This is a genomic window from Mycobacteriales bacterium (assembly GCA_035690485.1).
Taxonomy (GTDB): Bacteria; Actinomycetota; Actinomycetes; order JAFAQI01; family DASSKL01; genus DASSKL01.
On record DASSKL010000091.1, the window covers coordinates 43,501 to 66,622 of the forward strand.

Below are 23,122 nucleotides of genomic sequence, written 5' to 3' on the forward strand. Positions count from 1 at the left end.
GCGCCCGGCCGGAGCCGGGGGGCGGCGACGCCTCGCATACGCCGATGCTCGGCGCTCCGCGGTTTTCGTCGTACGTCTCGGTGCCGCGACGCGGCGCCGGACAGTCGGTGACCTCGTGTCACCGTCCGGTACAACATGCTACCCGGTGATCGTGTTCCCGTCCGGCGGCGACGCTAGTGTCGCGACGGTGACCACCACCCCGGGCGCCGGCATGGACCCCGAGACCTACCGGCAGGCAGTGATCGATCTCCTCGGGGTGCTGGCCTACGCCGAGCTCACGGCGTTCGAGCGGCTGGCCGCCGACGCCAAGCTCGCGCCGACGATCTCCGACAAGGCTGCGCTGGCGGGGATGGCGGCGGCGGAGTTCGCCCACTTCCGCCGGCTGCACGACCGCCTCGAGGAGATGGGGGTCAACGCCGAGGACGCCATGCGCCCGTTCGTCGCCCCGCTCGAGGCCTGGCACGAGTCGACGGCGACGTCGGACTGGGTCGAGGGGCTCGTCACGGCCTACGTCGGCGACTCGATCGCCGCCGACTTCTACCGCGAGGTGGCGGAGTACGTCGACGCCGACACGAAGGCGCTCGTGCTGGAGGTGCTCGCCGACACCGGGCACGCGGGGTTCGCGGTCGAGCGGGTGCGGCAGTTCACCACCGACGACCCGACGGCAGCCGGCCGGCTGGCGCTGTGGGCGCGCCGGCTCGTGGGGGAGGCGCTGACCCAGGCACAGCGGGTGGCCGTGGACCGCGAGGCGCTGGCCCGCCTGCTCGTGGGCGGCAGCGGCGACATCGCCGAGGTGGCTCGGCTGCTGACCCGGCTCACCGACCGGCACTCGCAGCGGATGGCCGCGCTCGGCCTGTCGGCCTGAGCTCAGACCGCGCCGAAGCCCACCCGCCGGGTCTCCGACTCCGCGATCTCGACGTAGGCCAACTTCTCGGCCGGCACCAGGACGCGACGGCCCTTCTCGTCGACGAGCGAGAGCACGCCGCCCGAGCCGGTCTTCACCGCGGCCGCGACGGCCTTCTCGATCTCGTCGGCGGTCTGGGCGCTCTCGACGGTGAGCTCGCGGGGGGCGTACTGCACCCCGATCTTGACCTCCACGGATCCTCCGTCTCGTCGCGCTGTCGGGAAACGCCTGAGCGCAAGCCTAGTGACCGGTCTCCGGTTGCGGCTCTGCCCGGGGGAAGCCGGAGATGCCCCGCCAGGCCAGGCCGGTCATCAGCGCGATCGCGCGCTCCTTGTCGAGGTGCTGCTCCGCGCCGACGCTCATCCACCAGCGGGCGCTGATCTCCGCGAGGCCCTCGAGCCCGCAGGACAGCAGCTCGGCCTCGCCCCCCGACAGGCCGGTGTCGGCCGCGATCGTGTCGGCGATCGCCTGGACCGACGAGCGCAGGGACCCCTCGACCCGGTCGCGGACAGCGGGCTCGTTGCGCAGGTCCGACTCGAACACCAGCCGGAACGCGCCGCTCTCGTCGCTGACGAAGTCGTAGTAGGCGCGGATGCTCTCGGCGACCCGAAGCCGGTTGTCGGTCGTCGACGCGAGCGCCTTGCGGACGGCACGCGCCAACGCGTCGCAGTGCTCGTCGAGCAGCGCGAGGTAGAGCTCGAGCTTGCCCGGAAAGTGCTGGTAGAGCACGGGTTTGCTGACCCCGGCGACCTCGGCGATGTCGTCCATCGCCGCGGCGTGGTAGCCCTGCGCGACGAAGACCTCCTGGGCCGCGGTCAGCAGCTGGCGGCGCCGGGCGCTGCGGGGCAGCCGCCGGCGTGACGCGGAAGGCTCCTCGCTCAGCGGTACTCGTCCTCGTCGAGCTCGACCTCGCGCGCCTGATCGGCGGCGTCGGCCTCGTCGGCCTCGACCGGCAGCGTGGGCCGGTAGGGCGCCTCGTCGCCGTGCAGCGGTTGCCGCTGCTCCTGGGCGTCGGCCTCAGGCGTCTCGACCCCGACTTCGGTCGCTCCAGCTCGCTCCACCGCCGCTTCGGCGTCCGTGGCCGACTGCTCCTGCTCGAGTTCGTCGTCACCGGGGGTCTCGAAGTCGGGCATGTCTCCTCCTCGACGTGCGGTGGCGGCTGGGATCAGCGTCCCCCACCGCTCAGGGAAGGCGCTGATCGGGGTCGAGCAAGGGCGCGAAGAGATCGCCGACCTCCTCGACCCGGGCGAGCACCTCGGCCGACGTGAACCGCAGGTCGTCCGGACTGCGGCAATCCTCTACCTCTGCCCAGGTGACCGGCGTCGACACGGTCGGCGCGGCCCGCGCCCGCAGCGAGTAGACGGCGACGGTCGTCTTCGCCGCGTTGTTCTGGGACCAGTCGACGAGCACCTTGCCGCGGCGCAGCGCCTTCTTCATGTTGCTCACCACCAGGTCCGGCCGGTCGCGCTCCAGCCGCTCGGCCAGCCGGCGGGCGTAGCCGTGCACGTCCTGCCACGGACGTCCGGGGACGAGCGGCACGTAGAGCTGCAGCCCCTTGGAGCCGCTGGTCTTGGGCCACGCCGACAGGCCCTCCTCGCCCAGCGCGGCCCGGATCAGCCGCGCCACCTCGCAGCACTCGACGATCGTCGCCGGTGGGCCCGGGTCGAGGTCGTAGACCATGAGGTCCGGCGGCGCGGCCGCGCCGTCCCTGCCGACCTTCCACATCGGCACGTGCAACTCGATCGTCGCGAGGTTCGCGGCCCAGACGAGCGTGGCGAGCTCGCAGACCACGGCGTACGTCGTCACCGTCCGCGACTTCGTCGAGCCGGGCGTCGGCAGCGGCACGGTCCGGACCCACTCGGGAGCGTGGGAGGGCGCGTTCTTCTGGAAGAACGGCTCCGCCTCGACGCCCTCGGGGTAGCGCTTGAACGTCAGCGGCCGGTCGGCGAGGTGCGGGAGCAGCACCGGCGCGATGCGGGAGTAGTAGTCGATGACCTCGCCCTTGGTGAACCCCGTCTCCGGGTAGAGCACCTTGTCGAGGTTCGACAGCGACAGGCGCCGGCCGTCGACCTCGACCGTGACGCGTGGGTCAGCCGGGCTCACGGACCACCTCCGCCGGTGCCTTGTCGGGACGCAGCCCGCGCCAGGACGGGTGGCGCAACCGCCCGTCCTGGGTCCACTCGGTGAACACGACCTCGCCCACGAGCTCGGGACGTACCCACCGCGCGTCGCGGGCGTGCTCCCGCGGCACCGGCTCCGCAAACGGCGGGTCGTCCGCCGCGAGCGGAGCGAGGTCGGCCTGCAGCTCGCGCAGGGCTCGGTCGGTGAAGCCGGTGCCGACGTGCCCGGCGTAGCGCAGGCCGGTCTCGTCGTAGACGCCGAGCAGCAGCGACCCGAGACCGCCGGTCCGCCGCCCCTGGCCGGGTTTCCAGCCGCCGACGACGACCTCCTGCATGCGCGCGTGCTTGACCTTCAGCCAGCAGTCGGACCGCCGGCCGGGGAAGTAGTGAGAGCCGAGCCGCTTCGCGACGACGCCCTCGAGCCCGCTGGACTTCGACGCGGCGAACACCGCCTCCCCCTCACCCGGCGAGCCGGCGCCGGAGAACCACGGCGGGGTCTGCCAGTGCGGGCCGTCGAGAGCGAGCGAGTCAAGCAGGTCGCGACGCTGCTCGTAGGGGCGCCCGATCGTCGGCGTGCCCCCGAGGTGCAGCACGTCGAAGACGAGCAGCCGCGCGGGCACCTCGGCGGCCAGCCGGCGCACCGCCGACGGGTCGGTCACGTGCATCCGTGACTGCAGCCGCGAGAAGGACGGCCGCCCGGCGGCGTCGAGGGCGACGATCTCGCCGTCGAGGATCACGGCCCGGCCGCCGAGCGCGGCCGGCAGCGACGCGAGCTCCGGGTAGGAGACCGACACGTCGCGGTCGTTGCGCGAGAGCACTCGCGCCCGGCCGTCCTCGACGTAGACGATCGCGCGCACGCCGTCCCACTTGAACTCGTAGCCGTACGCCGTGTCCTCGGTGGGCAGCTCGCTGCGGGCCACGGCGAGCATCGGCGCCACCGCGGGAAGCGGCATCAGGCGAGCGTCTCGCCGACGCGTACGCCGTCGGCCCCGGGATCCGGCGCGGCGGTGGCCGCCTCGGGGTTGCCGCGGTGGGCGAGCGCGAGCGCGCCGGCCAGTGTCAGGCAGAACCCGACCGCGTCGGTGACGCCCTGCCCGGGGCTCGGGTGGTCGCCGAGCAGTGCCAGCCCGATGCCGGCCGGCACCAGCGTCGAGGTCGCGGTCACGGCTGCCGTCGTCACGGTCACCGACCCGCGCTGGAACGCCTGCGCGCTGACCAGCAGCCCGACCAGCCCGCCCAGGCAGAGCGCGTAGAACGCCGGGTCGGTCACCACGTGCAGCGGGCTCGTCGGGTCGGCGAGCACGCGGGCGCCGATGCCCGAGGAGCTGAAGCCCAGCCCGGCGATCGTGCCCAGTGCGAACGACGAGGCGCCGCGACGCGACGCCGCCGCCCCGAGCGCGAAGATCGCACCGACGGAGCCGAGGAGTGCGGCACGCGCGGTGAAGTCGACGTGCGACGGACCGTCGTCGCCTGCCGACGACGCGAGCAGCCCGAGGCCGGTGACGACGACCGCGATGGCACCCCACTCGCGCAGCCCGAGCCGGGTGTCGAGGAAGACCGCGGCGAGCACCGCGGTCCACGCCAGGCTGGAGGCGACGACCGCCTGCACCACGAACAGCGGCAGCGTGCGGATGGCCGCCAGCGACAACCCGAAACCGATCGCCTCGCAGAACATCGCGAGTACGTAGGTGCGGGAGTGGGCCAGCCGCAGCAGCAGCCGCGGGTCGAGGCGGACCTGCCGCTCGGTGCGGCGTACGGCCAGGGCCTGAAGCACCGTCGCGACGCCGTAGACGGCCGCCGAGGCGAACGCGCCCGCCAGCCCCCACTGCATCCGAGAACGGTAGCGCCCGAGGCCGTGACGAGCCGGTACACACGGTCACCTGACGGGTAGGGTGATCTTGTTCGGACGTCGACCCGGGCGAGGGCAGTCATGCGCAGCATCTGGAAGGGCGCGATCAGCTTCGGGCTGGTCACGATCCCCGTGAAGCTGTACTCCGCCACCCAGGAGAAGGACGTCACGTTCCACCAGGTGCACGTCTCCGACGGCGGCCGCATCCGCTACAAGCGGGTCTGCTCGCTCGACGGCGAAGAGGTGCGCTTCTCCGACATCGCCAAGGGCTACGAGCTGGCGACCGGCGAGGTCGTCGTGCTCACCGACGAGGACTTCGCCGAGCTCCCGCTGGCCACCTCGCGGTCGATCGACGTGCTGGAGTTCGTGCCGCTCGCGCAGGTCGACCCGATCTACTTCAACCGCTCTTACTACCTGGAGCCCGACGCCGCCGGCGTGAAGCCCTACGTGCTGCTGCGCGAGGCGCTCGAGCGGTCGGGCCGGGTCGCCCTGGTGAAGGTCGCGCTGCGCCAGCGCGAGTCGCTGGCCACCCTGCGGGTGCGCGACGGCGTGTTCGTGCTCGAGATGATGCTGTGGCCCGACGAGGTCCGCACGCCCGACTTCGGCTTCCTCGACGACGAGGTCGACGTGCGGCCGCAGGAGCTGGCGATGGCCGCCTCGCTGATCGACTCGCTGTCGGGCGACCTTGACCCCTCGCAGTACACCGACGGCTACCGCGAGGCGCTACAGGCGCTGATCGACGCCAAGGTCGCCGGGCGCGAGGTCGTCGAGGTGGAGCAGCCCTCGGGCGAGACCGGCACGGTCGTCGACCTCATGGCCGCGCTGCGCGCGAGCGTCGAGGCGGCGCGCGCCAACCGCGCCGGAGGGCAGGCCGACGACGAGTCGGTGACCGCACCGGCCCGGCCTTCGCCGAAGAAGACGGCGCCCGCCAAGCGGGCCGCGACCCGCAAGAAGGCCGCCGAGGAGGCCGCTGCCGGGGAGGAACCTCGCCGCCGGACGCCGAAGAAAGCGGGTGCGAGCAAGAACGGCAAGGCAGCCACCCCCGCACGAGCGACGAAGACAGGGACGAAGCGGGCATCTGGGCGCAAGTCGGCGTGAGTGCCACGCGTCCGCCCGACAGTCCCTAATCTGCGCCCTCAAGCATCATGCGAAGTGCACCGACACAGCAGTCATGGTCGACGGGTTCGCCGTCGACCGTGGCCGCGTTTCCGGGAGCTGACATCACCGTGAGCGACTACGCCGAGATCGTGGCGGCGCTGCGGACTGTCCCCGGTGTGTCGGACGCCGACGTCGAACCGGATGCCGATGGGGGCGGGGTAGGCCTGCTCCGGCTCGGGCTCACGCCCGGCGTCGACGAGGTGCAGGTCGCAACCAACGTCGGTCGCCTGCTTCGCGAGCGCTTCGGTCTCGGGGTCGACGCCGACCGCGTGCAGCTGATCGAGGACTCCGACGTCGACCTGGCGCTGACCGCTCCCGAGGTGCGTCCGACCCCGGCTCCGGCGCCCGCCGTCGCGGCCCCGGCCGAGACCGTGGAAGCGCCCCGCGCCGGCCGGCGCGTCGCCATCCGGCGGATGCAGCTGGTCTCCTCCGGGCTCGAGGTGACTGCGGCCGTGACCCTCGGCCACGGCGACCAGACGGTCACCGGGGAGGCGACGGGCACAGCCACCTCGACCGGCGTGCACCGGTCCGTCGCTTCGGCGACGCTGCGGGCGCTCGAGCAGCTGGTCGGCGACGGCGCACGCTTCGAGGTCGAGGGCGTCGAGGTCACCGTCACCGGTGGGGAGCGCACGGTCGTCGTCGCCTTGACGATGGTCAGCGGCCACGGCAGTGAACGGCTCACCGGATCGGCGACCGTCCGCGAGGACGTGCGCCAGGCCTGCGTGCGCGCCGCCCTCGACGCGCTCAACCGGAGGCTGGAACCCCTCCTTCCCCAGGCTTCTTGATCCCCGGCGGGTCACGAAGCGACGTCCTCGCGCCGTAAGGGCGATACTCCCGTGGGACGCGAACGACGGGAGGCGAGGACGTGACCGAAGCTGCACCGGGGGCGCAAGGCATGTCGACGGGAGGGCCGGGCGGTGAGACGGCCGGCGGCGGCTCCCCCATGTCCGAACGTATGCAGGCGCTGCTGTCCCGGGCGGTCGAGGACCAGCTGTCCGAGCAGCGGCAGCTGACCAACGCGCTCGCCGACATCCGGGCGCTGCTCGTGCGGCTGCCCGAGGAGGTACGCGCGGCCGCCGCGACGGCCATCGGGGAGCAGGGCGACGACGTCCGCGCCGACGTCGACGGCATCGCGCGGGAGCTCCGCGCGGGGCTGCAGGCCCTCGGTGAGCGGCTGGACGCGACGGCACCGGCGGGTGGCGACGACGCGGCCAACCGGCTCGACGAGCGGCTGGCCGCCGTCGAGGCAGCCGTGACGCGGCAGACCGAGCGGCTCGAGCAGCTCGCCGCCCAGGACCACGACGAGCTGCTGTCGCGGCTCGACGCGTTGTCCGACCGTCTGATCGCGATCGACGAGCGGTCGTCGGCCTCGCCGGACGTGGCCGGCCAGGTCCGCTCGGCCGTCGACGACCTCGGCCGCACGCTGATGGCCGGACAGGTCAGCGCCACCGATCTGGAGTCTGCGGTCCGGCTCGTGGTGCCCGAGATCGTGACCAACGCGCACGCCAACACCGAGCGACGGCTCGCCGCGCACGTCGACGAGGCGGTGCTCGCGCTGGCCGAGGCTCTGCTTCGTCGCCGCCAGGTCCGGCCGGCCTACGCCGCGGAGACGTCGGCGGGCGGCTTCGACTACGACGAGCCGGGCAGCGCCGAGCCCGCGGCGCCCGTGATGACGCCGGCCGCCGGTGCCGCTGCCGGCAGCGGTTCGCACGGCTACGAGGAGCAAGGAGTCCACGAGGCCCTGGCGGCTCCCGACGGCCCGGGTGCCGGCGAGGAGGCTGACGGGTCGATCGTCGAACGCCTCGACCTCGACGCGGACGAGGAGATGGAGGAGCTCGCCGAGACTCCCCAGGACGAACCGCCCGTGGCCCACCAGGGGCAGCCGGTCGGCGAGTCAGAGCCGGGCGGCTCGGCCGGCGGACCGGCTGCGTCGGGCAGCCAGCCGCCGCTGCGACCGGTCGTCTACCCGCGGCCGACCGACGAGCCGCGCCGCCGTCCCTGGTGGCGACCCGGCGACTGAGGCCGAGCCTTCGGCGTACGTCACACTTGGAATTCCCGGCGCGGCCGCACGGTTGCCGCTGCTGGAAAGCCTTCGTACGACGCTGGAGCACCGAATGAGCCTGCCGCCGCTGGTTGAACCTGCCGCCGAGTTGACGCCCGACGAGGTGCGTCGCTACTCGCGGCACCTGATCATCCCGGACGTCCGGATGGAGGGGCAGAAGCGGCTGAAGAACGCCAAGGTTCTCGTCGTGGGCGCGGGTGGCCTGGGGGCGCCGGCGCTGATGTACCTCGCGGCCGCGGGCGTCGGCACGCTCGGCATCGTCGACTTCGACACGGTCGACGAGTCCAACCTGCAGCGCCAGGTGATCCACGGCCAGAGCGACATCGGCCGGCTCAAGGCGGAGAGCGCCCGCGACTCGGTGCACGAGATCAACCCGCTGGTGCAGGTCAACCTGCACACCGAGCGGCTCGACAGCAGCAACGCGCTGGAGATCTTCGCCGGCTACGACCTCATCATCGACGGCACCGACAACTTCGCCACCCGCTACCTGGTCAACGACGCGTGCGTGCTGCTCGGCAAGCCCTACGTGTGGGGCTCGATCTACCGCTTCGACGGGCAGGCCTCGGTCTTCTGGGCGGACTACGGGCCCTGCTACCGCTGCCTCTACCCCGAGCCGCCGCCGCCCGGCATGGTGCCGTCGTGCGCCGAGGGCGGCGTCCTCGGCGTGCTGTGCGCGTCGATCGGCTCGATCCAGGTCAACGAGGCGATCAAGGTCATCACCGGCATCGGCGACCCGCTGGTCGGCCGGCTGATGATCTACGACGCCCTCGAGATGACCTACCGCAGCGTCCGGGTGCAGAAGGACCCCGAGTGCCCGATCTGCGGCAAGAACCCGACGATCACCGAGCTGATCGACTACGAGGCGTTCTGCGGCACGGTCTCCGACGAGGCCGTCGAGGCCGCCGCCGGGTCGACGATCACCGCGACTGAGCTCAAGGACATGGTCGACCGTGGTGACGACCTGCTGCTGGTCGACGTCCGCGAACCCGCCGAGTGGGACATCGTGCGGATCCCGGGCGCGGTGCTGATCCCCAAGGGCGACCTGCCGGGTCGGCTGTCGGAGCTGCCGCAGGACAAGCCGGTGGTGCTCTACTGCAAGACCGGCGTGCGGTCGGCGGAGTCCCTGGCGCTGCTGAAGAACGCCGGGTTCGCCAACGCCTCCCACGTGCAGGGTGGCGTCACCGCCTGGGCCACGCAGGTCGACAAGACCCTTCCCACCTACTAGCGGCTCCCAGGTGGCGCCTCGCTGCAGGGTCGCTTCCGGCGTCGAGTCGGCGTTCGTGCGGGCGGTGCTCGACGCGGTCGACGCGATCCCGCCCGGGCGGGTCATGAGCTACGGCGACGTCGCGGAGTACGTCGGTAGCCGGGCCCCACGCGCAGTCGGCATGGTGATGCACCGCTATGGCGATGAGGTGCCCTGGCACCGGGTGGTGATGGCCAGCGGTGCGCCGGCGCCGCACAAGTCGCACGAGCAGCTGGCTCGGCTGCGGGCCGACGGGGCACCGCTGGCAGCGGATGGCACCCGCGTCGACATGCGCCGCGCTCGGTGGGACGGCCGCTCGACCTAGGGCGTCGGCCGTGTGGACGGACCCGACCGAAGCTGCCGGAAAGTGTCGGTGGCGCGTGCTCGAATGAGGCCGTGCCCGGCCCCTCCGCGTCCTACGTCCTCGTGCGCCCACCGCGCGCGGTGGTCACGGCGCCCGTGCTCGATCCGCAGCAGAGGCAGGTCGTGGAGCACCCGGGTGGCCCGTTGCTGGTGCTGGCCGGCCCGGGCACCGGCAAGACGACCACCCTGGTCGAGGCCGTGGTGCACCGAGTCGAGGAGCGCGGGCTCGACCCCGAGCAGCTGCTCGTCCTGACGTTCAGCCGCAGGGCGGCCGGTGAGCTGCGCCGGCGGATCACCGGCCGACTCGGCCGCACCACTCGCGAGCCGGTCGCGATGACGTTCCACTCCTACGCCTTCGCCCTGCTGCGACGTGAGGCACAGCAGCGGGGAGAGCCGGTCCCGCGGCTGCTGTCCGGGCCGGAGCACCTGCTCGAGATCCGCCGGTTGCTGCGCGGCGACGTCGACGACGGCGCGCGTGACTGGCCGGCGGGGCTGCGTCCGGTGCTGCTCACCCGCGGGTTCGCCGACGAGCTGCGCGACCTGCTGCTGCGCGCCCGGGAGCGCGGGCTCGACGGCGACGCGCTGATCGACCTGGGCCGGCGCGTCGGCCGGGAGGACTGGGTGGCGGCCGGGGCATTCCTGCGCCGATACGCCGCCCGCTTCGACCTCGACCCGGCCGGGCCTGCCTACGACTATGCGGAGCTGGTGCACCGCGCGGCCCAGCTGCTCGGTGACCACGACGTGCGGGCGCGCGAGCAGGCGGCCCGCGCGGCGGTCTTCGTCGACGAGTACCAAGACAGCGACCCCGCCCAGGAGATGCTGCTTCAGCGGCTCGCCGGTGGCGGCCGCGACCTCGTGGCGGTCGGCGACCCCGACCAGTCGATCTACGGCTTTCGTGGGGCCGACGTGACGGGCGTCCTCCGGTTCCGCGAGCGGTTCCGCACTGCCGACGGGCAGGAGGCCGCGCTGGTGGCGTTGCGGCACTGCCGGCGCAGCGGCCCGGCGCTGCTCGCGGCGTCGCGCCGGCTCGCGCACCGGTTGCCCGCGGTGCCCGGCGGGCGGCTGCACCGCGACCTGAAGGCGGTCGACGGGGCCCCCGGGCAGGTGGAGGTGCGGCTGGCCGACAGCGTCGCCGGTGAGGCGGCGCAGGTCGCCGACGTGCTGCGCCGGGCGCACCTGCTCGACGGGGTGCCGTGGTCGCGCATGGCGGTGCTGGTCCGTGCGGCCGGCCGCTCGATCCCGGTGTTGCGCCGAGCGCTGGGTGCCGCCGGCGTCCCCGTCGTCGTCGCCGGCGACGAGATCCCGCTCGGCGCGGAGCCCGGGGTGCGGCCGCTGCTGCAGGCCATGCGCGTCGGGCTCGACCCGGCGAGCCTCGACGAGAGCACCGCCGCGGAGCTGGTGACCGGCCCCCTGGGGGGTGCCGATGCGCTGCAGCTGCGCCGGCTGCGGCGCGCGCTCCGGGAGGCCGACGGCAGCCGGGCACCCTCGGGCCGGCTGCTCGTCGAGGCGCTGCACGACCCCCGCAGGTTGGCCGCGGCGCGGCCACTCGTTCGCGCGCCCGCCGACCGGGTGGCCCGGCTGCTGGCCGTCGTGCGCGAGGCGGCGGCCGCGGGCGGCGACGCCGAGGACGTCCTCTGGGCCCTGTGGTCGGCGTCCGGGTTGTCGGAGCAGTGGGAGAGCCGGTCGCTCTCGGGCGGCGGTGAGGCGGCGCGCGCCGATCGCGCGCTCGACTCGGCGGTCGCGCTGTTCGAGGCGGCGGCCCGCTTCGTCGACCGGCTGCCGCACAGCTCGCCGTTGATGTTCCTCGACGATCTGCAAGCCCAGGAGATCCCCGCCGACTCCCTCGCCGAGCGTGCACCCACCGGTGATGCCGTGCGCATCCTCACGGCGCACCGGTCCAAGGGGCTGGAGTGGGACCTGGTCGTCGTCGCCGGCGTTCAGGAGGGGGTCTGGCCCGACCTGCGGTTGCGCGGCTCCCTGCTGGGGGCGGAGACCCTGGTGGAGATGGTCAACGGCACCGACGTCTCCGGTGCCGGGCTGGCCGGGGTTCAGCTCGCCGAGGAGCGCCGGCTGTTCTACGTCGCCTGCACCCGTGCGCGCGAGCGGCTCGTCGTCACGGCCGTCGGCGGCAGCGACGACAGCGAGGAGCGGCCGTCGCGCTTCCTCGCCGAGCTGATCCCGGCCTACGACGAGGGGCCCCTGCCCCCCGCGCCCCGCCCCCTGTCGTTGCCGGCGCTGGTCGCCGAGCTGCGGTCGGCCCTCTGCGATCCGGCCCGCTCGACCCGGCACCCGGCAGCGGCCGAGACGTTGGCGCGGCTCGCCGAGGCCGGAGTGCCCGGCGCCGATCCGGCCGACTGGTATGCCCTGACCGAGCTGTCCGACGACCGGCCGCTCGCCGGGCCCGACGAGCCCGTTCGGGTCTCGCCGTCCCAGGTCGAGGGGTTCGTCGACTGCGGCCTGCGGTGGTTGCTGGAGCGGGCCGCCGGTGCCGCGGGCGCGAGCGGGGCGGCGCAGGGGATGGGCAATGTCATCCACGCGCTGGCTGCGCTCGCCGCAGATCCGGCGATGGCCGACGAAACCGTGCTGACCGCGCGGCTCGACGACGTCTGGGCGCATCTCGACCTGGGCGGCCGGTGGTTCTCGCGCAAGCAGCGCGAGACGGCGGTGCAGTGGCTGCGCACGTTCCTGGCGTGGCACCGGGACAACGCCCGGACCCTGGTCGCCGTCGAGGCGCCCTTCGACATCTCGTCAGGCCGGGTGCGGGTCAGCGGACGGGTCGACCGGCTGGAGTGCGACGACACGGGGCGGCCCGTCGTCGTCGATCTCAAGACCGGCGCGCGCCGGCCGTCCGACGAGGAGCTCGGCCGCCAGCCGCAGCTCGGCGTCTACCAGCTCGCCGTCGCCCTGGGGGCGTTCGCGGAGATCGCGGCGTCGACCGAGCCGGGCGGCGCCGAGCTCGTGCAAGTCGGCAAGTCGGCGCTCACCTCCGGTGCCCGGGTGCAGTCCCAGCCGCCACTGGGGGATGACCCCGATCCCGACTGGGTTGTCGGTCTGCTCGACGAGGTGGCGACCGGCATGAGTGCGGCGGCGTTCACCGCGACCGTCGGCGACGGCTGCCGCTCGTGCGCCGTGAAGGCCTGCTGCCCGGCGCAGCCGGACGGCCGGATGGTCGTTCCGTGATCGCCTCGGTGCAGGAGATGCTGGCCTTCGAGCCGGTGCCGAGGTTCAGCCCCGAGGACCTGGCCGAGGTCCTCGGTGTCGAGGCGCCGACGCCGCAGCAGGCGGCCGTCATCGGTGCCGGTCTCGCGCCGGGCCTCGTCGTCGCCGGGGCCGGCGCCGGCAAGACCGCGACGATGGCGTCCCGGGTGGTGTGGCTGGTCGCCAACGGCCTCGTCCTGCCGGAGCAGGTGCTCGGGCTGACCTTCACCCGCAAGGCGGCAGCGGAGCTGTCGATCCGGGTGCGGCATCGCCTCGCGGTGCTGCACAGCCAGGGCCTGCTCGACGAGGCGGCCGCCGGCGAGCCGACGGTGTCGACCTACCACTCCTACGCGGCTCGGCTGTTCGCCGACCACGCCCTTCGCGAGGGCCTCGAGCCCTCGACGCGCCTGATCACGCCTGCGGTGCAGTGGCAGCTGGCCACGCGGGTGGTCACCGACTACGACGGGCCGATGGACGCGGTGACGCTGACGCCTCCCTTCGTCGTCGAAGCCGTCCTCGGTCTCGCCGGCGAGATGGCCGAGCACCTCGTCGCGCCGGCGACGCTCGCCGGTTTCGGGACTCGGCTCTGTGCCCGGATCGAGGCGTTGCCCGGCAAGGTCGCAGCCGCCGTCGGCAAGGTCGCGACGACCGACCGCGGCCGTCGGCAGCTGCTGGCCCTGGTCGAGGCCTACGGCGAGGTCAAGCGGCAGCAGGAGGTCATGGACTACGGCGACCAGGTGGCGCACGCCGCGGTGATCGCGGCGCGCCACCCGACGGTCGGCCAGATCGAGCGATCGCGCTACGCCGCGGTGTTCCTCGACGAGTACCAGGACACCGGCCACGCCCAGCGGGTGCTGCTCGCCTCGCTGTTTGGCGACGGCCACCCGGTGACCGCCGTCGGCGACCCCTGCCAGTCGATCTACGGTTGGCGCGGCGCCAGCGCCTCGGGGCTGCGGCGCTTCCCCGAGCACTTCCCGCAGGCCGACCGCTCGCTCGCCGCGGTGCGGCACCTGACGACGAGCTTCCGCAACGGCGAGCACATTCTCGCCGTCGCCAACCGGCTGTCGGAGCCGCTGCGTGCCGAGGGGCTCGACGTCCCGGTGCTCGACCCGGCCGACGCCGGTCGCGGTCAGGGCCGGGTCGTCTGCGCACTGCACACGACCGTGCTCGATGAGGCCGACTGGGTGGGCGAGCAGGTCGCGGGCCTGCTCGCCGGCGGTGAGACCCGGCCGGCCGACGTGGCCCTGCTCTGCCGCAAGCGGTCGCAGTTCGCCGTGCTGCGCGAGGCACTGGAGCGCCGCGGGGTCCCCGTCGAGGTCGTCGGTCTCGGGGGGCTGCTGTCCGTGGCCGAGGTCGCCGACGTCGTCGCCACCCTCCGGGTGCTCATCGATCCGGCGGCCGGCAACGCGCTCGCCCGCCTGCTGGTCGGTCCGCGCTGGCGCCTCGGCCCGCGCGACCTGGTCGCCCTGGGCCGTCGTGCCCGGGCCCTGGCGCGTGGCGTCGACGGGCAGCCGGCCCAGCAGCCAGACGACCCGGTGCTCGCCGCCGTGTCCTTCGACGACACCGAGGCAGGCAGCCTCGTCGACGCCCTCGACGACCTCGGGGCGGCCACCGCCTACTCCGAGGAGGGCTACCGGCGGCTGACCGCGCTGCGCGGCGAGCTGAGGAGTCTGCGCGGCCGGCTGCACCAGCCGTTGCCCGACCTGGTCGCCGACGTGGCGCACACGCTGCGACTCGACGTCGAGGTAGCCGCCCGGCCCGGCGCCGACCGGGCGAGTGCGCTGGCCGACCTCGACGCGTTCGTCGACGCGGCCGCCCAGTTCGCCGGTGACGAGGAGGAGCCGACGCTGCGCGGGTTCCTCGCCTACCTGGCGGCCGCGCAGGAGGAGGAGTTCGGTCTCGAGACCGGCCGGGTCGGCTCGTCCGACTCGGTGAAGCTGATGACGGTCCACGCGGCCAAGGGCCTGGAGTGGCCCGTCGTCGTCGTGCCCGGGCTGTCGGCCGGTGACCGGGCGCAGCTGTTCCCGGCCAAGCCCCGGCAGTCGACGAAGTGGACCGACAACGCGCGGCTGGTTCCGTTCGCCCTGCGCGGTGACGCCGCAGACCTGCCCGCACTGGACTCGCTCGACGGGGCCGGCATGAAGGCCTTCGCACAGGAGTGCGCCGACCGCGACGAGCTGGAGGAGCGTCGGCTCGCCTACGTCGCCGTCACCCGGGCCGCTCGGCTGCTGCTGGCCAGCGGCTTCTGGTGGTCCGACGGCAAGTCGCCGCTCGGTCCGGGCGCGTTCCTGCAGGAGATCCGCGAGGCGCTCGACGCCGACCCGCCGGTCGGCGAGATCGCCTGCTGGGCAGACGCCCCCGCCGACGACCGCAACCCGCTGCACGCGCAGCCGGTCCAGGCCACCTGGCCGGTGGCGCCCAGCGGTCCTTCGGTGGCGGCCGCTCGGGTGGCGGCGGGGCTCGTCGCGCAGGCCCGACGGCGACTCGCCGGCGTGCCCGGGGAGGCCGACCCCCCCGAGCCAACGAGCTCCGCCCGTGCGGCCCACGACGACGTCATCGCCGGTTGGCGGCGCGACGCCGACCTGCTCCTCGCCGAGCGGTCGGCCCGGCTCACCTCGCCCGGGCGTGTCCCGGTCGCGCTCCCCGACACCCTCAGCGTGTCGACGCTGGTCGACCTGCACCGCGACCCCGCCGAGCTGGCGCGCTACCTGCGCCGACCGGTCCCTCGCCCGCCGGCAAAGGTCGCCCGTCGCGGCACGGCGTTCCACCGCTGGCTGGAGACGCGCTACGGCCAGCAGCGGCTGCTCGACATCGAGGAGCTGCCCGGGTCGGCCGATGACGGTGACGTGGTCGACGACGACCTCCGTGCGCTGCAGGAGGCGTTCGAGCGCAGCAGCTGGTGGGGCCGCGAGCCCTACGACGTCGAGGTGCCGTTCGAGGCACTGCTGGCCGGCGTGCCGGTGCGGGGGCGGATGGATGCGGTGTTCCGCGACGCCGACGGCGGCTGGACCGTCGTCGACTGGAAGACCGGCGCCCGGCCGACCGGCGCCCGGGCCGAGTCCGCCGCGGTGCAGCTGGCGGCCTACCGCCTGGCATGGGCGGAGCTCACCGGCGCGCCGCTCGCGACGGTGCGCGCGGCGTTCCACTACGTGCGCAGCAACGAGACCGTGCAGCCCGTCGACCTGCTCGACGCTTCGGGTCTGGCCGCACTGGTCGCGACCCTGCCGGAGGCGTCAGCGACCCGGGCCCGCTGACAGTCCGGTGCAGCCGCGCAGGTCCGACCACCTCTGCTGCGCCGCCACGGCCGCCGGCCCGCTCAGCGGCCGGGGAACTCCGCCCTCGATGTGGGCCGGCGTCCAGTGCGCTGCCTGCACGTGCCGGCCCTGGACGGTCAGCGTCAGCACACCGGTCTGCGTGCCCGGGCCATGGCCGCTGGAGTAGAAGACGAAGTTGCCCAACCCGTAGTCGACGTAGGCCTGTCCCATCCACCCGCCGCCGAGCAGCACGTGCGCGTGCGACCCGACGACCACGTCGGCGCCCGCCTCGACCAGCGACCGGGCGATCGACGACTGGGCCGCCGTCGGGCACGACGCGCGCTCGGTGCCGTAGTGCACGTCGACCACGACCACGTCGGCCTGCGCCCGCGCGGTGCGCACCTCCGCCAGCAGGCGCTCGACCCGCTTCGCCGAGGCGAGGCCCGGCTTGCCCGGGCCCGCCGTCCACGCCTGCACGAGGTGGTCGTCGAGCACCTGGGTCGCGCCGATGACCGCGACGCGGACACCACGCACGTCGGCGACGTAGGGCCGGTACGCCGACGCCTCGTCCTCGCCGATGCCCACCACGGGGAAGCCCGCCGCCCGGGCGGCGGCGAGCGAGTCGCGCAGCCCGACCACGCCGTAGTCCATGCCGTGGTTGTTGGCCATGGTCGCCACGTCGATCCCGGCCGCCTTCAGGGCCGTGAAGGTCGTCGCGGGTGCGCGGAACACGTACTGCTTCGGCGCCGCCGTCCCGCGATCGGTGACGGCGGTCTCGAGATTGACGATCGCCAGGTCGGCCGCCGAGAGCACCCCGGCCACCGGCTGCAGCGCGGTCGCCGGGTCAGCGGCGAGACGCGCCCGGCTGGCGCCCTCGAAGTGCACGTCGCCACCGAACGCCAGCGTGATCGCCGGCAGGTCCCGCGCGGCCGGCGGCGAGACCGAAGCGGCAGCCGAGGAGGAGGGTGCGGCGATCGGCGACGCGTGCAGCCCGGACGGCGACGCGGCGTCGGCGACCTCTCTGGCCGCGAGCTGGTGACCGCCGCCGCACCCCAGGGCCACCACCAGCGGCCCCAGCGCGATAAGTGACCGGCGACGCATGAGATCCCACGCTGCCATGCCGGGCGGCCTCCCGCGTGCCGATTTCGGTGGCGAGCGCGTAACGACTCGGTGACATCTGCCACAGCGCGCCGCTCCTAGGCTGGCCGGGTGACCGACACCGACGCCGTACGCCGCTATGTCGCCGACCACCGCCAGTCGCTGTACGACGACCTCGATGCCTGGCTGCGCATCCCGAGCATCTCGGCCGACCCGGCCCACGCCGACGACGTCCGCCGCTCCGCCGACTGGCTCGCCGGCCGGTTCCGCGCGGCCGGCTTCCCGACGGTCGAGGTCTGGCCGACGGAGGGCCAGCCCGCGGTGTTCGCCGAGTGGCCGGCCGACGACCCCGCCGCGCCCACCGCCGTCGTCTACGGCCATCACGACGTGCAGCCGGTCGACCCGCTCGAGCTGTGGGAGGCGCCGCCGTTCGAGCCGACCGTTCGCGGCGAGGAGCTGTTCGCGCGGGGCGCCATCGACGACAAGGGCCAGGTGCTCTACCACTTCCTCGGGCTGGCCGCCGCGCTCGAGACGACCGGCCGCACCGCGCCGCCGGTCACGTTGCGGTTCGTCGTCGAGGGGGAGGAGGAGTTCGGCTCCCCGAACTTCGCCCGGCTGCTGCGCGATCATCGCGATCGCCTCGACTGCGACGTCGTCGTGGTGAGCGACACCGGCATCCATGACCGCGAGACACCCTCGATGTGCACGGGGATGCGCGGGCTGACCTACTGCCAGATCGACCTGCACGGTCCGGACGTCGACCTGCACTCCGGCATGTTCGGCGGCGCGGTGCCCAACCCGGCGACCGCCCTCGCGCACCTGCTCGCCGGCCTGCACGACGACAGCGGTCGGGTCACCCTGCCCGGCTTCTACGACCGCGTCGTCGCGCTCACCGATCGCGAGCGCGAGCTCATGGCCCGGCTGCCCTTCGACGAGTCGGGGTTCCTGCGCACGGCCGCCAGCCGGGCGACCACCGGCGAGGCGGGGTTCACCACGCTCGAGCGCATCGGTGCCCGTCCCACCTGCGAGGTCAACGGCCTGTGGGGCGGCTACACCGGTCCCGGCCAGAAGACGATCATCCCGACCGACGCGCACGCGAAGGTGTCGTTCCGGCTCGTCGCCGACCAGGAGCCGGCCGAGGTGGAGGCGGCGATGCGGGCGTACGTCGACCGGGCCGTGCCGCCCGGCATCGACGCGCACGTGGAGTTCTTCGGCGGCGGCGTGCGTCCCTGCCTGACCCCGATCGACCACCCGGCCGTGCAGGCCGCGACCCGTGCGATGCACAAGGCGTTCGGCAAGGAGATCCTCTACACCCGCGAGGGCGGCAGCGGGCCGGAGGCCGACCTCGCGGACATCCTCGGGGCGCCGGTCGTCTTCGTCGGCGTCGGCCTTCCCGACGACCGCATCCACGCGCCCAACGAACGCGTCGTCCTGCCCATGCTGCTCACCGGTGCCGAAGCCGTCGCGCACCTCTGGGACGAGCTCGCCGGGGCGCTGGCGTGAAGCCGCCGGCGCTGTCGCGAGCCACCCTCGACCGGGCCGCCGAGCGGCGCACCGACGCCGGTTGGCTCGCCGAGGCGTGGGCCGACCCGGCCAGCCGGGTGCTGGTGCTCGACGACAAGCGGCGCACGCTGGTCGACGGCGACTCGTTGGTGCTCGTGCCGCCCGCCGAGGCGCCGCAGGACGGCGAGCGCCACCTGCTCGGCATCGACGCCGCGGGCGTCGTCTACTGGGCGGTGTCCGGTGAGCTGCCCCGGCGGCTCGGCGTACGCCCCGGAGGTCTGCGCGACGTCGGCGCGCTGCTCGGCGACCGCGACGCCGGGATGTTCGTGCAGGCGGTGGCGCTGGCCAACTGGCACGCGACCCACACCCACTGCCCGCGCTGCGGCACCGCGACGGAGATCGAGCAGGCCGGCTACACGCGGCGCTGCCCGGCCGACGGCAGCGACCACTTCCCGCGCACCGACCCCGCCGTCATCATGCTGGTCCACGACGGCGGCGACCGGGCGTTGCTCGGCCGCCAGCCGAGCTGGCCGCCCGGCTTCTACTCGACCCTCGCCGGGTTCGTCGAGCCGGGCGAGTCGCTCGAGCAAGCGGTTGCCCGCGAGGTGCTCGAAGAGGTGGGCGTCGCCGTCCGCGACGTCCGCTACGAGGGCAGCCAGCCCTGGCCGTTCCCCGCCAGCCTGATGCTGGGGTTCACCGCGGTCGCCGACGTCTGCGAACTGCACCTGCAGGCCGCGGAGATCGAGGACGCGCGCTGGGTGAGCCGCGACGAGATGCGCGACGGCACCCTGCGGCTGCCGACGGAGGTGTCGATCGCCCGGCGGCTCGTCGACTCCTGGCTGCTGGGTGAGTGACGAGCGGTCCTGACACTGCGGTCGGCCGCCGGCCGGCTATCCGCGGACCGACTCCGGGCGGCCGCGGCGCTTGGCCTGGTAGAGCGCCGCATCGGCCCGCACGATCAGCGACGCCTCGCTGTCGTCCGGTTGCAGCGTCGCGATGCCGGCGGAGAAGCAGACGGAGGAGTTCGCGTCCTGCAGCCGCTGCACCGCCCGGTGCGCCTCGGCCGTCGCCGCGCCCGGCAGGATCAGCGCGAACTCGTCGCCGCCGTAGCGCACGAGCAGGTCGCTGCCGCGCAGCGCTCCCCGCCACCCGGCCGCCGCGGCCACCAGCAGCGCGTCGCCGGCCGCGTGCCCGTGCCGGTCGTTGACGCCCTTCAGCCCGTCGATGTCGAGAAGGGCGACCGCCAGCGGTTCGCGGGTGCGGGCCGCGCGGGCTATCTCGATCGCGAGCGCCTGCCGGAACGCGTGCCGGTTGGGCAGGCCGGTGAGCTCGTCGGTGATAGCCACCCGCAGCAGCTGCTGGCGCATGAGTGCGACGACGATGCCCGCCGTGATCGTCGTGCCGGAGACGAGCAGGTAGACGGCGGGCGCGCCGGCCGGCGGGTCGATTGACAGGACCACGGCGTACGCCGTGATGGCGCCGGCGACGTGCGCGGCCGCGACCGTCCAGCGGAAGTAGGCGAAGGCGTAGAGAGCCGCCCAGATGAAGAAGAACGCCGTGACCAGCGACGTGGTGCTCCGATGGCCGAGGGCGATCCCGATGCTGACGATCACGATGCCCGCGTCGAGCATCGCGTGGTGGCTCCAGCCGGGCAGCCGGTTGCCGGCGACGAGCAGCAGCGCCGCGCACGGGTAGCCGAGCGCGCAGATGACCGCTTCGCGCGGCACGTCGATGCCCGGGCCGTGCGGCACGGCGAGCACGAGGAGCCCGAGCGTCGCCCCGACGAGGAACATGATCGCGAGCGCGACGTGCCCCTGGCGCTGGTAGCCGAGCACGTCGGGCATCGGCCCGCCGACCCCGACCGCGCCCGGCCGGCGGCAGAGCAGGCCGGATGCGTCACGCGTCATAGGGGGTGTATCGGCACGAACGGGACGCGCGTGAAGGATTTTGAGACGGCTAGCCGCGCAGCGGCGGGCGACCCGGTCCGGGTGGGCCGGCGAAAGCCTGGGCGATGCACACCCACTCCTCGGCGAGCGGGCCGATGACGTCGAGGTCGAGGTCGTCGCGGTGACGTCGCTGGGTGACGAGCAGCGCGAAGTGCTCGGCCGTCCCCGTGACGCGATCGGCGGCTTCGGGATCGCCCCAGGACCACGTGTCGCCGCCCGGTGACGTGACCTCGACGTAGACCTCGCCCTCGGGCGCGGGCAGCCCGCGGTTGGCATAGGCGAACCCGCGGGTGCGCACGCCGAGATGGCAGATGTGACGCAGCCGGTCGGTCGGCTCGCGGCGTACGCCGAGGGCGTCGGCGACGTCCTGGCCGTGCGCCCAGTACTCCATGAGCCGCGCGGTCGCGAACGACAGCGGGTTCATCGGCGGGCCGTACCACGGCAGCCGTGCCTTCGGGTCGGCCTGCCCCAGCGCGGCCAGCTCGCGGTCGCGGCCGGCGCGCCACAGCTCCAGCAGCTCGGCGGCCGACCGCGCGCGCATCTCCGCGACCGCGTCGTCCATGAAGGTGGCGGGGTCCATCGCCGCCACCTTCGCGGTGAACGCTTCCGGGTCGGTGATGGCCAGCACCGACTCCCGGTCGAAGAACGCCAGGTGCCCGACCGTGTCGTGGATGGTCCAGCCCTCGGCCGGCGTCGGCCGCTGCAGGTCGTCGGCCGCCGCGACGATCCGGTCGAGGTCGGTCATCTCCGCGCGCAGGTCCTCGAGCAGCGAGTGCAGGTCGGCCATGGCGCGAGCCTAGAGGCGTCCGCGGGCGCCGGCCTCGGCACTGCCTCGGTGGCGCGGCAGACTGCGAGCCATGGCGACGTGGGACGAGGAGCTGGCGGAGATCGAGCGGCGCCGCGCGTTCGCGCACGGCATGGGCGGCGAGGAGCGCGTCGCCCGCCAGCACGACAACGGCCGGCTGACGGTGCGCGAGCGCATCGACCGGCTGGTCGACCCCGGCTCGTGGCAGGAGGTCGGCACGTTCACCGGCGTCGCGGCGTACGACGAGCACGGTGCCCTCGCCGGCGTCACCCCGGCGAACATGGTCACCGGCCAGGGCCGGGTCGGCGGCGAGCGGGTCGTGGTCTGCGGTGACGACTTCACCGTGCGCGGGGGCGCGGCCGACGCGGCGATCCACGCCAAGCAGGTGCGGATGGAGCAGGCGGCGCTCGCGCTGCGGGTGCCGATCGTGCGGCTCATCGACGGCACCGGCGGCGGCGGCAGCGTGAAGTCGCTCGCCGACCACGGCCGCACCTACGTTCCGGAGAACCCGGGTTGGGAGCACGTCGTCGCCAACCTGGCCGCGGTGCCGGTCGTCGCCCTGGCGCTCGGACCCGTCGCCGGTCTGGGTGCTGCACGGCTGGTGACGAGCCACATCTCCTTGATGGTCAAGGAGATCAGCCAGGTCTTCGTCGCGGGCCCAGCCGTCGTCGAGGCCGGCATGCGTGAGCTGGTCGACAAGGAAGGCCTCGGCGGCTGGGAGCTCACCGCCAGAGCCGGCAGCGTCGACCTGGTGGTCGACTCCGAGGACGACGCGTTTGCGCTCACCCGTCGACTGCTGACCTACCTGCCGCGCAGCGTCTGGCACCTGCCCGCGCGCGGCCCGGTCACGGACGACGCGGGGAGGCGGGACGAGGCGCTGCGCGACGCCATCCCGCGGGAGCGACGCTCGCCCTACGACGTCCGCGCGATCCTCTCCACTGTCTTCGACGCCGGCAGCGTCATCGAGCTCGGTCGCCGCTACGCCCCCTCGACCGTCACCGCGCTGGCCCGGCTCGACGGCTGGCCCGTCGCGGTGCTGGCGAGCGACCCCCGCGTCTACGGCGGCGGGCTGACCGCCGAGGGCAGCGACAAGATGACTCGGTTCGTCGACCTGGCCGACACGTTCCACCTGCCGGTCGTGCACCTGGTCGACCAGCCCGGCTTCGTCATCGGCACCGCCGCGGAGAAGGCGGCGACGATCCGGCGCGGGTCACGTGCGCTGGCCGCGGTCTACCAGTCGAGCGTGCCCTGGGCCAGTGTGCTGCTGCGCCGGGTCTACGGGGTCGCGGGTGCGGCCCACCGGCCCGCGCACCGCTGGACCTATCGGGTGGCCTGGCCGTCGGGGGACTGGGGCTCGCTGCCGATCGAGGGTGGGCTCGAGGTCGCGTTCAAGCGGGTCATCGCGGAAGCCGGCGAGGAGGGCGAACGCCGCAAGGCCGAGATCGCCGAGCAGCTCGAGGCGGTCCGCTCGCCGTTCCGGACCGCCGAGGCCTTCCTGGTCGAGGAGATCGTCGACCCCGCGGACACCCGGCCGCTGCTGGTCGACTGGGTGCGCGGGGCCTACGACGTCCTCGCCACCTCGACCCTCGGGCCGAGCGCCCGCGCGATGCGTCCCTGAC

The 23,122-nt window shown here is 74.0% G+C and carries 20 protein-coding genes; 11 read left to right on the forward strand and 9 right to left on the reverse strand.

Going from position 1 to position 23,122, the window contains the following annotated elements; genetic code table 11:
* The first annotated feature begins 187 nt into the window (after nt 1-187).
* Nucleotides 188-865 (forward strand): ferritin-like fold-containing protein, encoded by a 678-nt coding sequence (locus tag VFJ21_13730; protein HET7408179.1) that lies wholly within the window; start codon nt 188-190, stop codon nt 863-865.
* Nucleotides 866-867: 2 nt separating this feature from the next.
* Here VFJ21_13730 and VFJ21_13735 read toward each other — a convergent pair whose 3' ends face one another.
* The 6 genes from VFJ21_13735 to VFJ21_13760 are packed head-to-tail and all read right to left on the reverse strand — an operon-like array spanning nt 868 to nt 4,855.
* Nucleotides 868-1,098: a DUF3107 domain-containing protein gene (locus VFJ21_13735; protein ID HET7408180.1), complete on the reverse strand. Its 231-nt coding sequence runs from the start codon at nt 1,096-1,098 to the stop codon at nt 868-870.
* A gap of 46 nt (nt 1,099-1,144) precedes the next feature.
* Nucleotides 1,145-1,786 carry a TetR/AcrR family transcriptional regulator gene (locus VFJ21_13740; protein HET7408181.1) on the reverse strand — a complete coding sequence of 214 codons (642 nt, stop codon included), beginning with the start codon at nt 1,784-1,786 and terminating at the stop codon, nt 1,145-1,147.
* Complete coding sequence (locus VFJ21_13745) at nt 1,783-2,037, reverse strand: hypothetical protein (protein HET7408182.1); 255 nt, start codon at nt 2,035-2,037, stop codon at nt 1,783-1,785. Before VFJ21_13745 ends, VFJ21_13740 begins: the two co-directional genes overlap by 4 nt.
* Nucleotides 2,038-2,086: 49 nt before the next feature.
* Nucleotides 2,087-3,007, reverse strand: a complete 921-nt coding sequence (gene ligD, locus VFJ21_13750) for a non-homologous end-joining DNA ligase (GenBank protein HET7408183.1) — start codon at nt 3,005-3,007, stop codon at nt 2,087-2,089.
* Nucleotides 2,994-3,977 carry a non-homologous end-joining DNA ligase gene (ligD, locus tag VFJ21_13755; protein ID HET7408184.1) on the reverse strand — a complete coding sequence of 328 codons (984 nt, stop codon included), beginning with the start codon at nt 3,975-3,977 and terminating at the stop codon, nt 2,994-2,996. Before ligD (VFJ21_13755) ends, ligD (VFJ21_13750) begins: the two co-directional genes overlap by 14 nt.
* The gene (locus tag VFJ21_13760) at nt 3,977-4,855 is read right to left on the reverse strand and encodes an EamA family transporter (GenBank protein HET7408185.1); all 879 of its coding nucleotides are present in this window, start codon (nt 4,853-4,855) and stop codon (nt 3,977-3,979) included. The genes ligD (VFJ21_13755) and VFJ21_13760 overlap by 1 nt, the downstream gene beginning before the upstream one ends.
* A gap of 99 nt (nt 4,856-4,954) precedes the next feature.
* Here VFJ21_13760 and VFJ21_13765 point away from each other — a divergent pair, with 99 nt between their 5' ends.
* From VFJ21_13765 to VFJ21_13795, 7 genes are all read left to right on the forward strand, one after another.
* A complete protein-coding gene (locus tag VFJ21_13765; protein HET7408186.1) occupies nt 4,955-5,971 on the forward strand; it encodes a Ku protein in 1,017 nt (338 codons plus the stop codon).
* Between the two features lie 128 nt (nt 5,972-6,099).
* Nucleotides 6,100-6,816, forward strand: a complete 717-nt coding sequence (locus VFJ21_13770) for a hypothetical protein (GenBank protein ID HET7408187.1) — start codon at nt 6,100-6,102, stop codon at nt 6,814-6,816.
* A gap of 158 nt (nt 6,817-6,974) precedes the next feature.
* The gene (locus tag VFJ21_13775; GenBank protein HET7408188.1) at nt 6,975-8,051 is read left to right on the forward strand and encodes a hypothetical protein; all 1,077 of its coding nucleotides are present in this window, start codon (nt 6,975-6,977) and stop codon (nt 8,049-8,051) included.
* A gap of 94 nt (nt 8,052-8,145) precedes the next feature.
* Nucleotides 8,146-9,318: an adenylyltransferase/sulfurtransferase MoeZ gene (gene moeZ / locus VFJ21_13780; GenBank protein ID HET7408189.1), complete on the forward strand. Its 1,173-nt coding sequence runs from the start codon at nt 8,146-8,148 to the stop codon at nt 9,316-9,318.
* A 55-nt stretch (nt 9,319-9,373) separates the two neighbouring features.
* Nucleotides 9,374-9,661, forward strand: a complete 288-nt coding sequence (locus VFJ21_13785; GenBank protein HET7408190.1) for an MGMT family protein — start codon at nt 9,374-9,376, stop codon at nt 9,659-9,661.
* A 71-nt stretch (nt 9,662-9,732) separates the two neighbouring features.
* Complete coding sequence (locus VFJ21_13790) at nt 9,733-12,879, forward strand: ATP-dependent DNA helicase (GenBank protein HET7408191.1); 3,147 nt, start codon at nt 9,733-9,735, stop codon at nt 12,877-12,879.
* On the forward strand, nt 12,876-16,151 hold the full coding sequence (locus VFJ21_13795) for an ATP-dependent DNA helicase (GenBank protein ID HET7408192.1): 3,276 nt from the start codon (nt 12,876-12,878) through the stop codon (nt 16,149-16,151). The genes VFJ21_13790 and VFJ21_13795 overlap by 4 nt, the downstream gene beginning before the upstream one ends.
* On the opposite strand, the gene VFJ21_13800 is transcribed toward VFJ21_13795, so the two are convergent.
* The gene (locus VFJ21_13800) at nt 16,131-17,270 is read right to left on the reverse strand and encodes a CapA family protein (GenBank protein ID HET7408193.1); all 1,140 of its coding nucleotides are present in this window, start codon (nt 17,268-17,270) and stop codon (nt 16,131-16,133) included. The genes VFJ21_13795 and VFJ21_13800 overlap by 21 nt on opposite strands.
* Before the next feature lie 90 nt (nt 17,271-17,360).
* Between VFJ21_13800 and VFJ21_13805 the strand changes: the two genes are divergently transcribed.
* Both VFJ21_13805 and nudC read left to right on the forward strand, forming a co-directional pair.
* Nucleotides 17,361-18,752 (forward strand): dipeptidase, encoded by a 1,392-nt coding sequence (locus VFJ21_13805; protein ID HET7408194.1) that lies wholly within the window; start codon nt 17,361-17,363, stop codon nt 18,750-18,752.
* Nucleotides 18,749-19,606, forward strand: a complete 858-nt coding sequence (gene nudC, locus VFJ21_13810; protein HET7408195.1) for an NAD(+) diphosphatase — start codon at nt 18,749-18,751, stop codon at nt 19,604-19,606. Before VFJ21_13805 ends, nudC begins: the two co-directional genes overlap by 4 nt.
* A 36-nt stretch (nt 19,607-19,642) precedes the next feature.
* On the opposite strand, the gene VFJ21_13815 is transcribed toward nudC, so the two are convergent.
* Nucleotides 19,643-20,659, reverse strand: a complete 1,017-nt coding sequence (locus VFJ21_13815; protein HET7408196.1) for a GGDEF domain-containing protein — start codon at nt 20,657-20,659, stop codon at nt 19,643-19,645.
* Between the two features lie 49 nt (nt 20,660-20,708).
* Nucleotides 20,709-21,485, reverse strand: a complete 777-nt coding sequence (locus VFJ21_13820; protein HET7408197.1) for a TIGR03084 family metal-binding protein — start codon at nt 21,483-21,485, stop codon at nt 20,709-20,711.
* A gap of 70 nt (nt 21,486-21,555) precedes the next feature.
* On the opposite strand from VFJ21_13820, the gene VFJ21_13825 reads away from it, so the two are divergent.
* Nucleotides 21,556-23,121 (forward strand): carboxyl transferase domain-containing protein, encoded by a 1,566-nt coding sequence (locus VFJ21_13825; protein ID HET7408198.1) that lies wholly within the window; start codon nt 21,556-21,558, stop codon nt 23,119-23,121.
* Nucleotide 23,122 lies beyond the last annotated feature (1 nt).

Coding starts and splice junctions, on each gene's coding strand:
- VFJ21_13820 (HET7408197.1), bottom strand. CDS start 21,485: ATGGCCGACCTGCACTCGCTGCTCGAGGACCTGCGCGCGGAGATGACC.
- moeZ (HET7408189.1), top strand. CDS start 8,146: ATGAGCCTGCCGCCGCTGGTTGAACCTGCCGCCGAGTTGACGCCCGAC.
- VFJ21_13775 (HET7408188.1), top strand. CDS start 6,975: ATGTCCGAACGTATGCAGGCGCTGCTGTCCCGGGCGGTCGAGGACCAG.
- VFJ21_13760 (HET7408185.1), bottom strand. CDS start 4,855: ATGCAGTGGGGGCTGGCGGGCGCGTTCGCCTCGGCGGCCGTCTACGGC.
- VFJ21_13765 (HET7408186.1), top strand. CDS start 4,955: ATGCGCAGCATCTGGAAGGGCGCGATCAGCTTCGGGCTGGTCACGATC.
- VFJ21_13745 (HET7408182.1), bottom strand. CDS start 2,037: ATGCCCGACTTCGAGACCCCCGGTGACGACGAACTCGAGCAGGAGCAG.
- VFJ21_13825 (HET7408198.1), top strand. CDS start 21,556: ATGGCGACGTGGGACGAGGAGCTGGCGGAGATCGAGCGGCGCCGCGCG.
- VFJ21_13800 (HET7408193.1), bottom strand. CDS start 17,270: ATGGCAGCGTGGGATCTCATGCGTCGCCGGTCACTTATCGCGCTGGGG.
- VFJ21_13815 (HET7408196.1), bottom strand. CDS start 20,659: ATGACGCGTGACGCATCCGGCCTGCTCTGCCGCCGGCCGGGCGCGGTC.
- ligD (HET7408184.1), bottom strand. CDS start 3,977: ATGCCGCTTCCCGCGGTGGCGCCGATGCTCGCCGTGGCCCGCAGCGAG.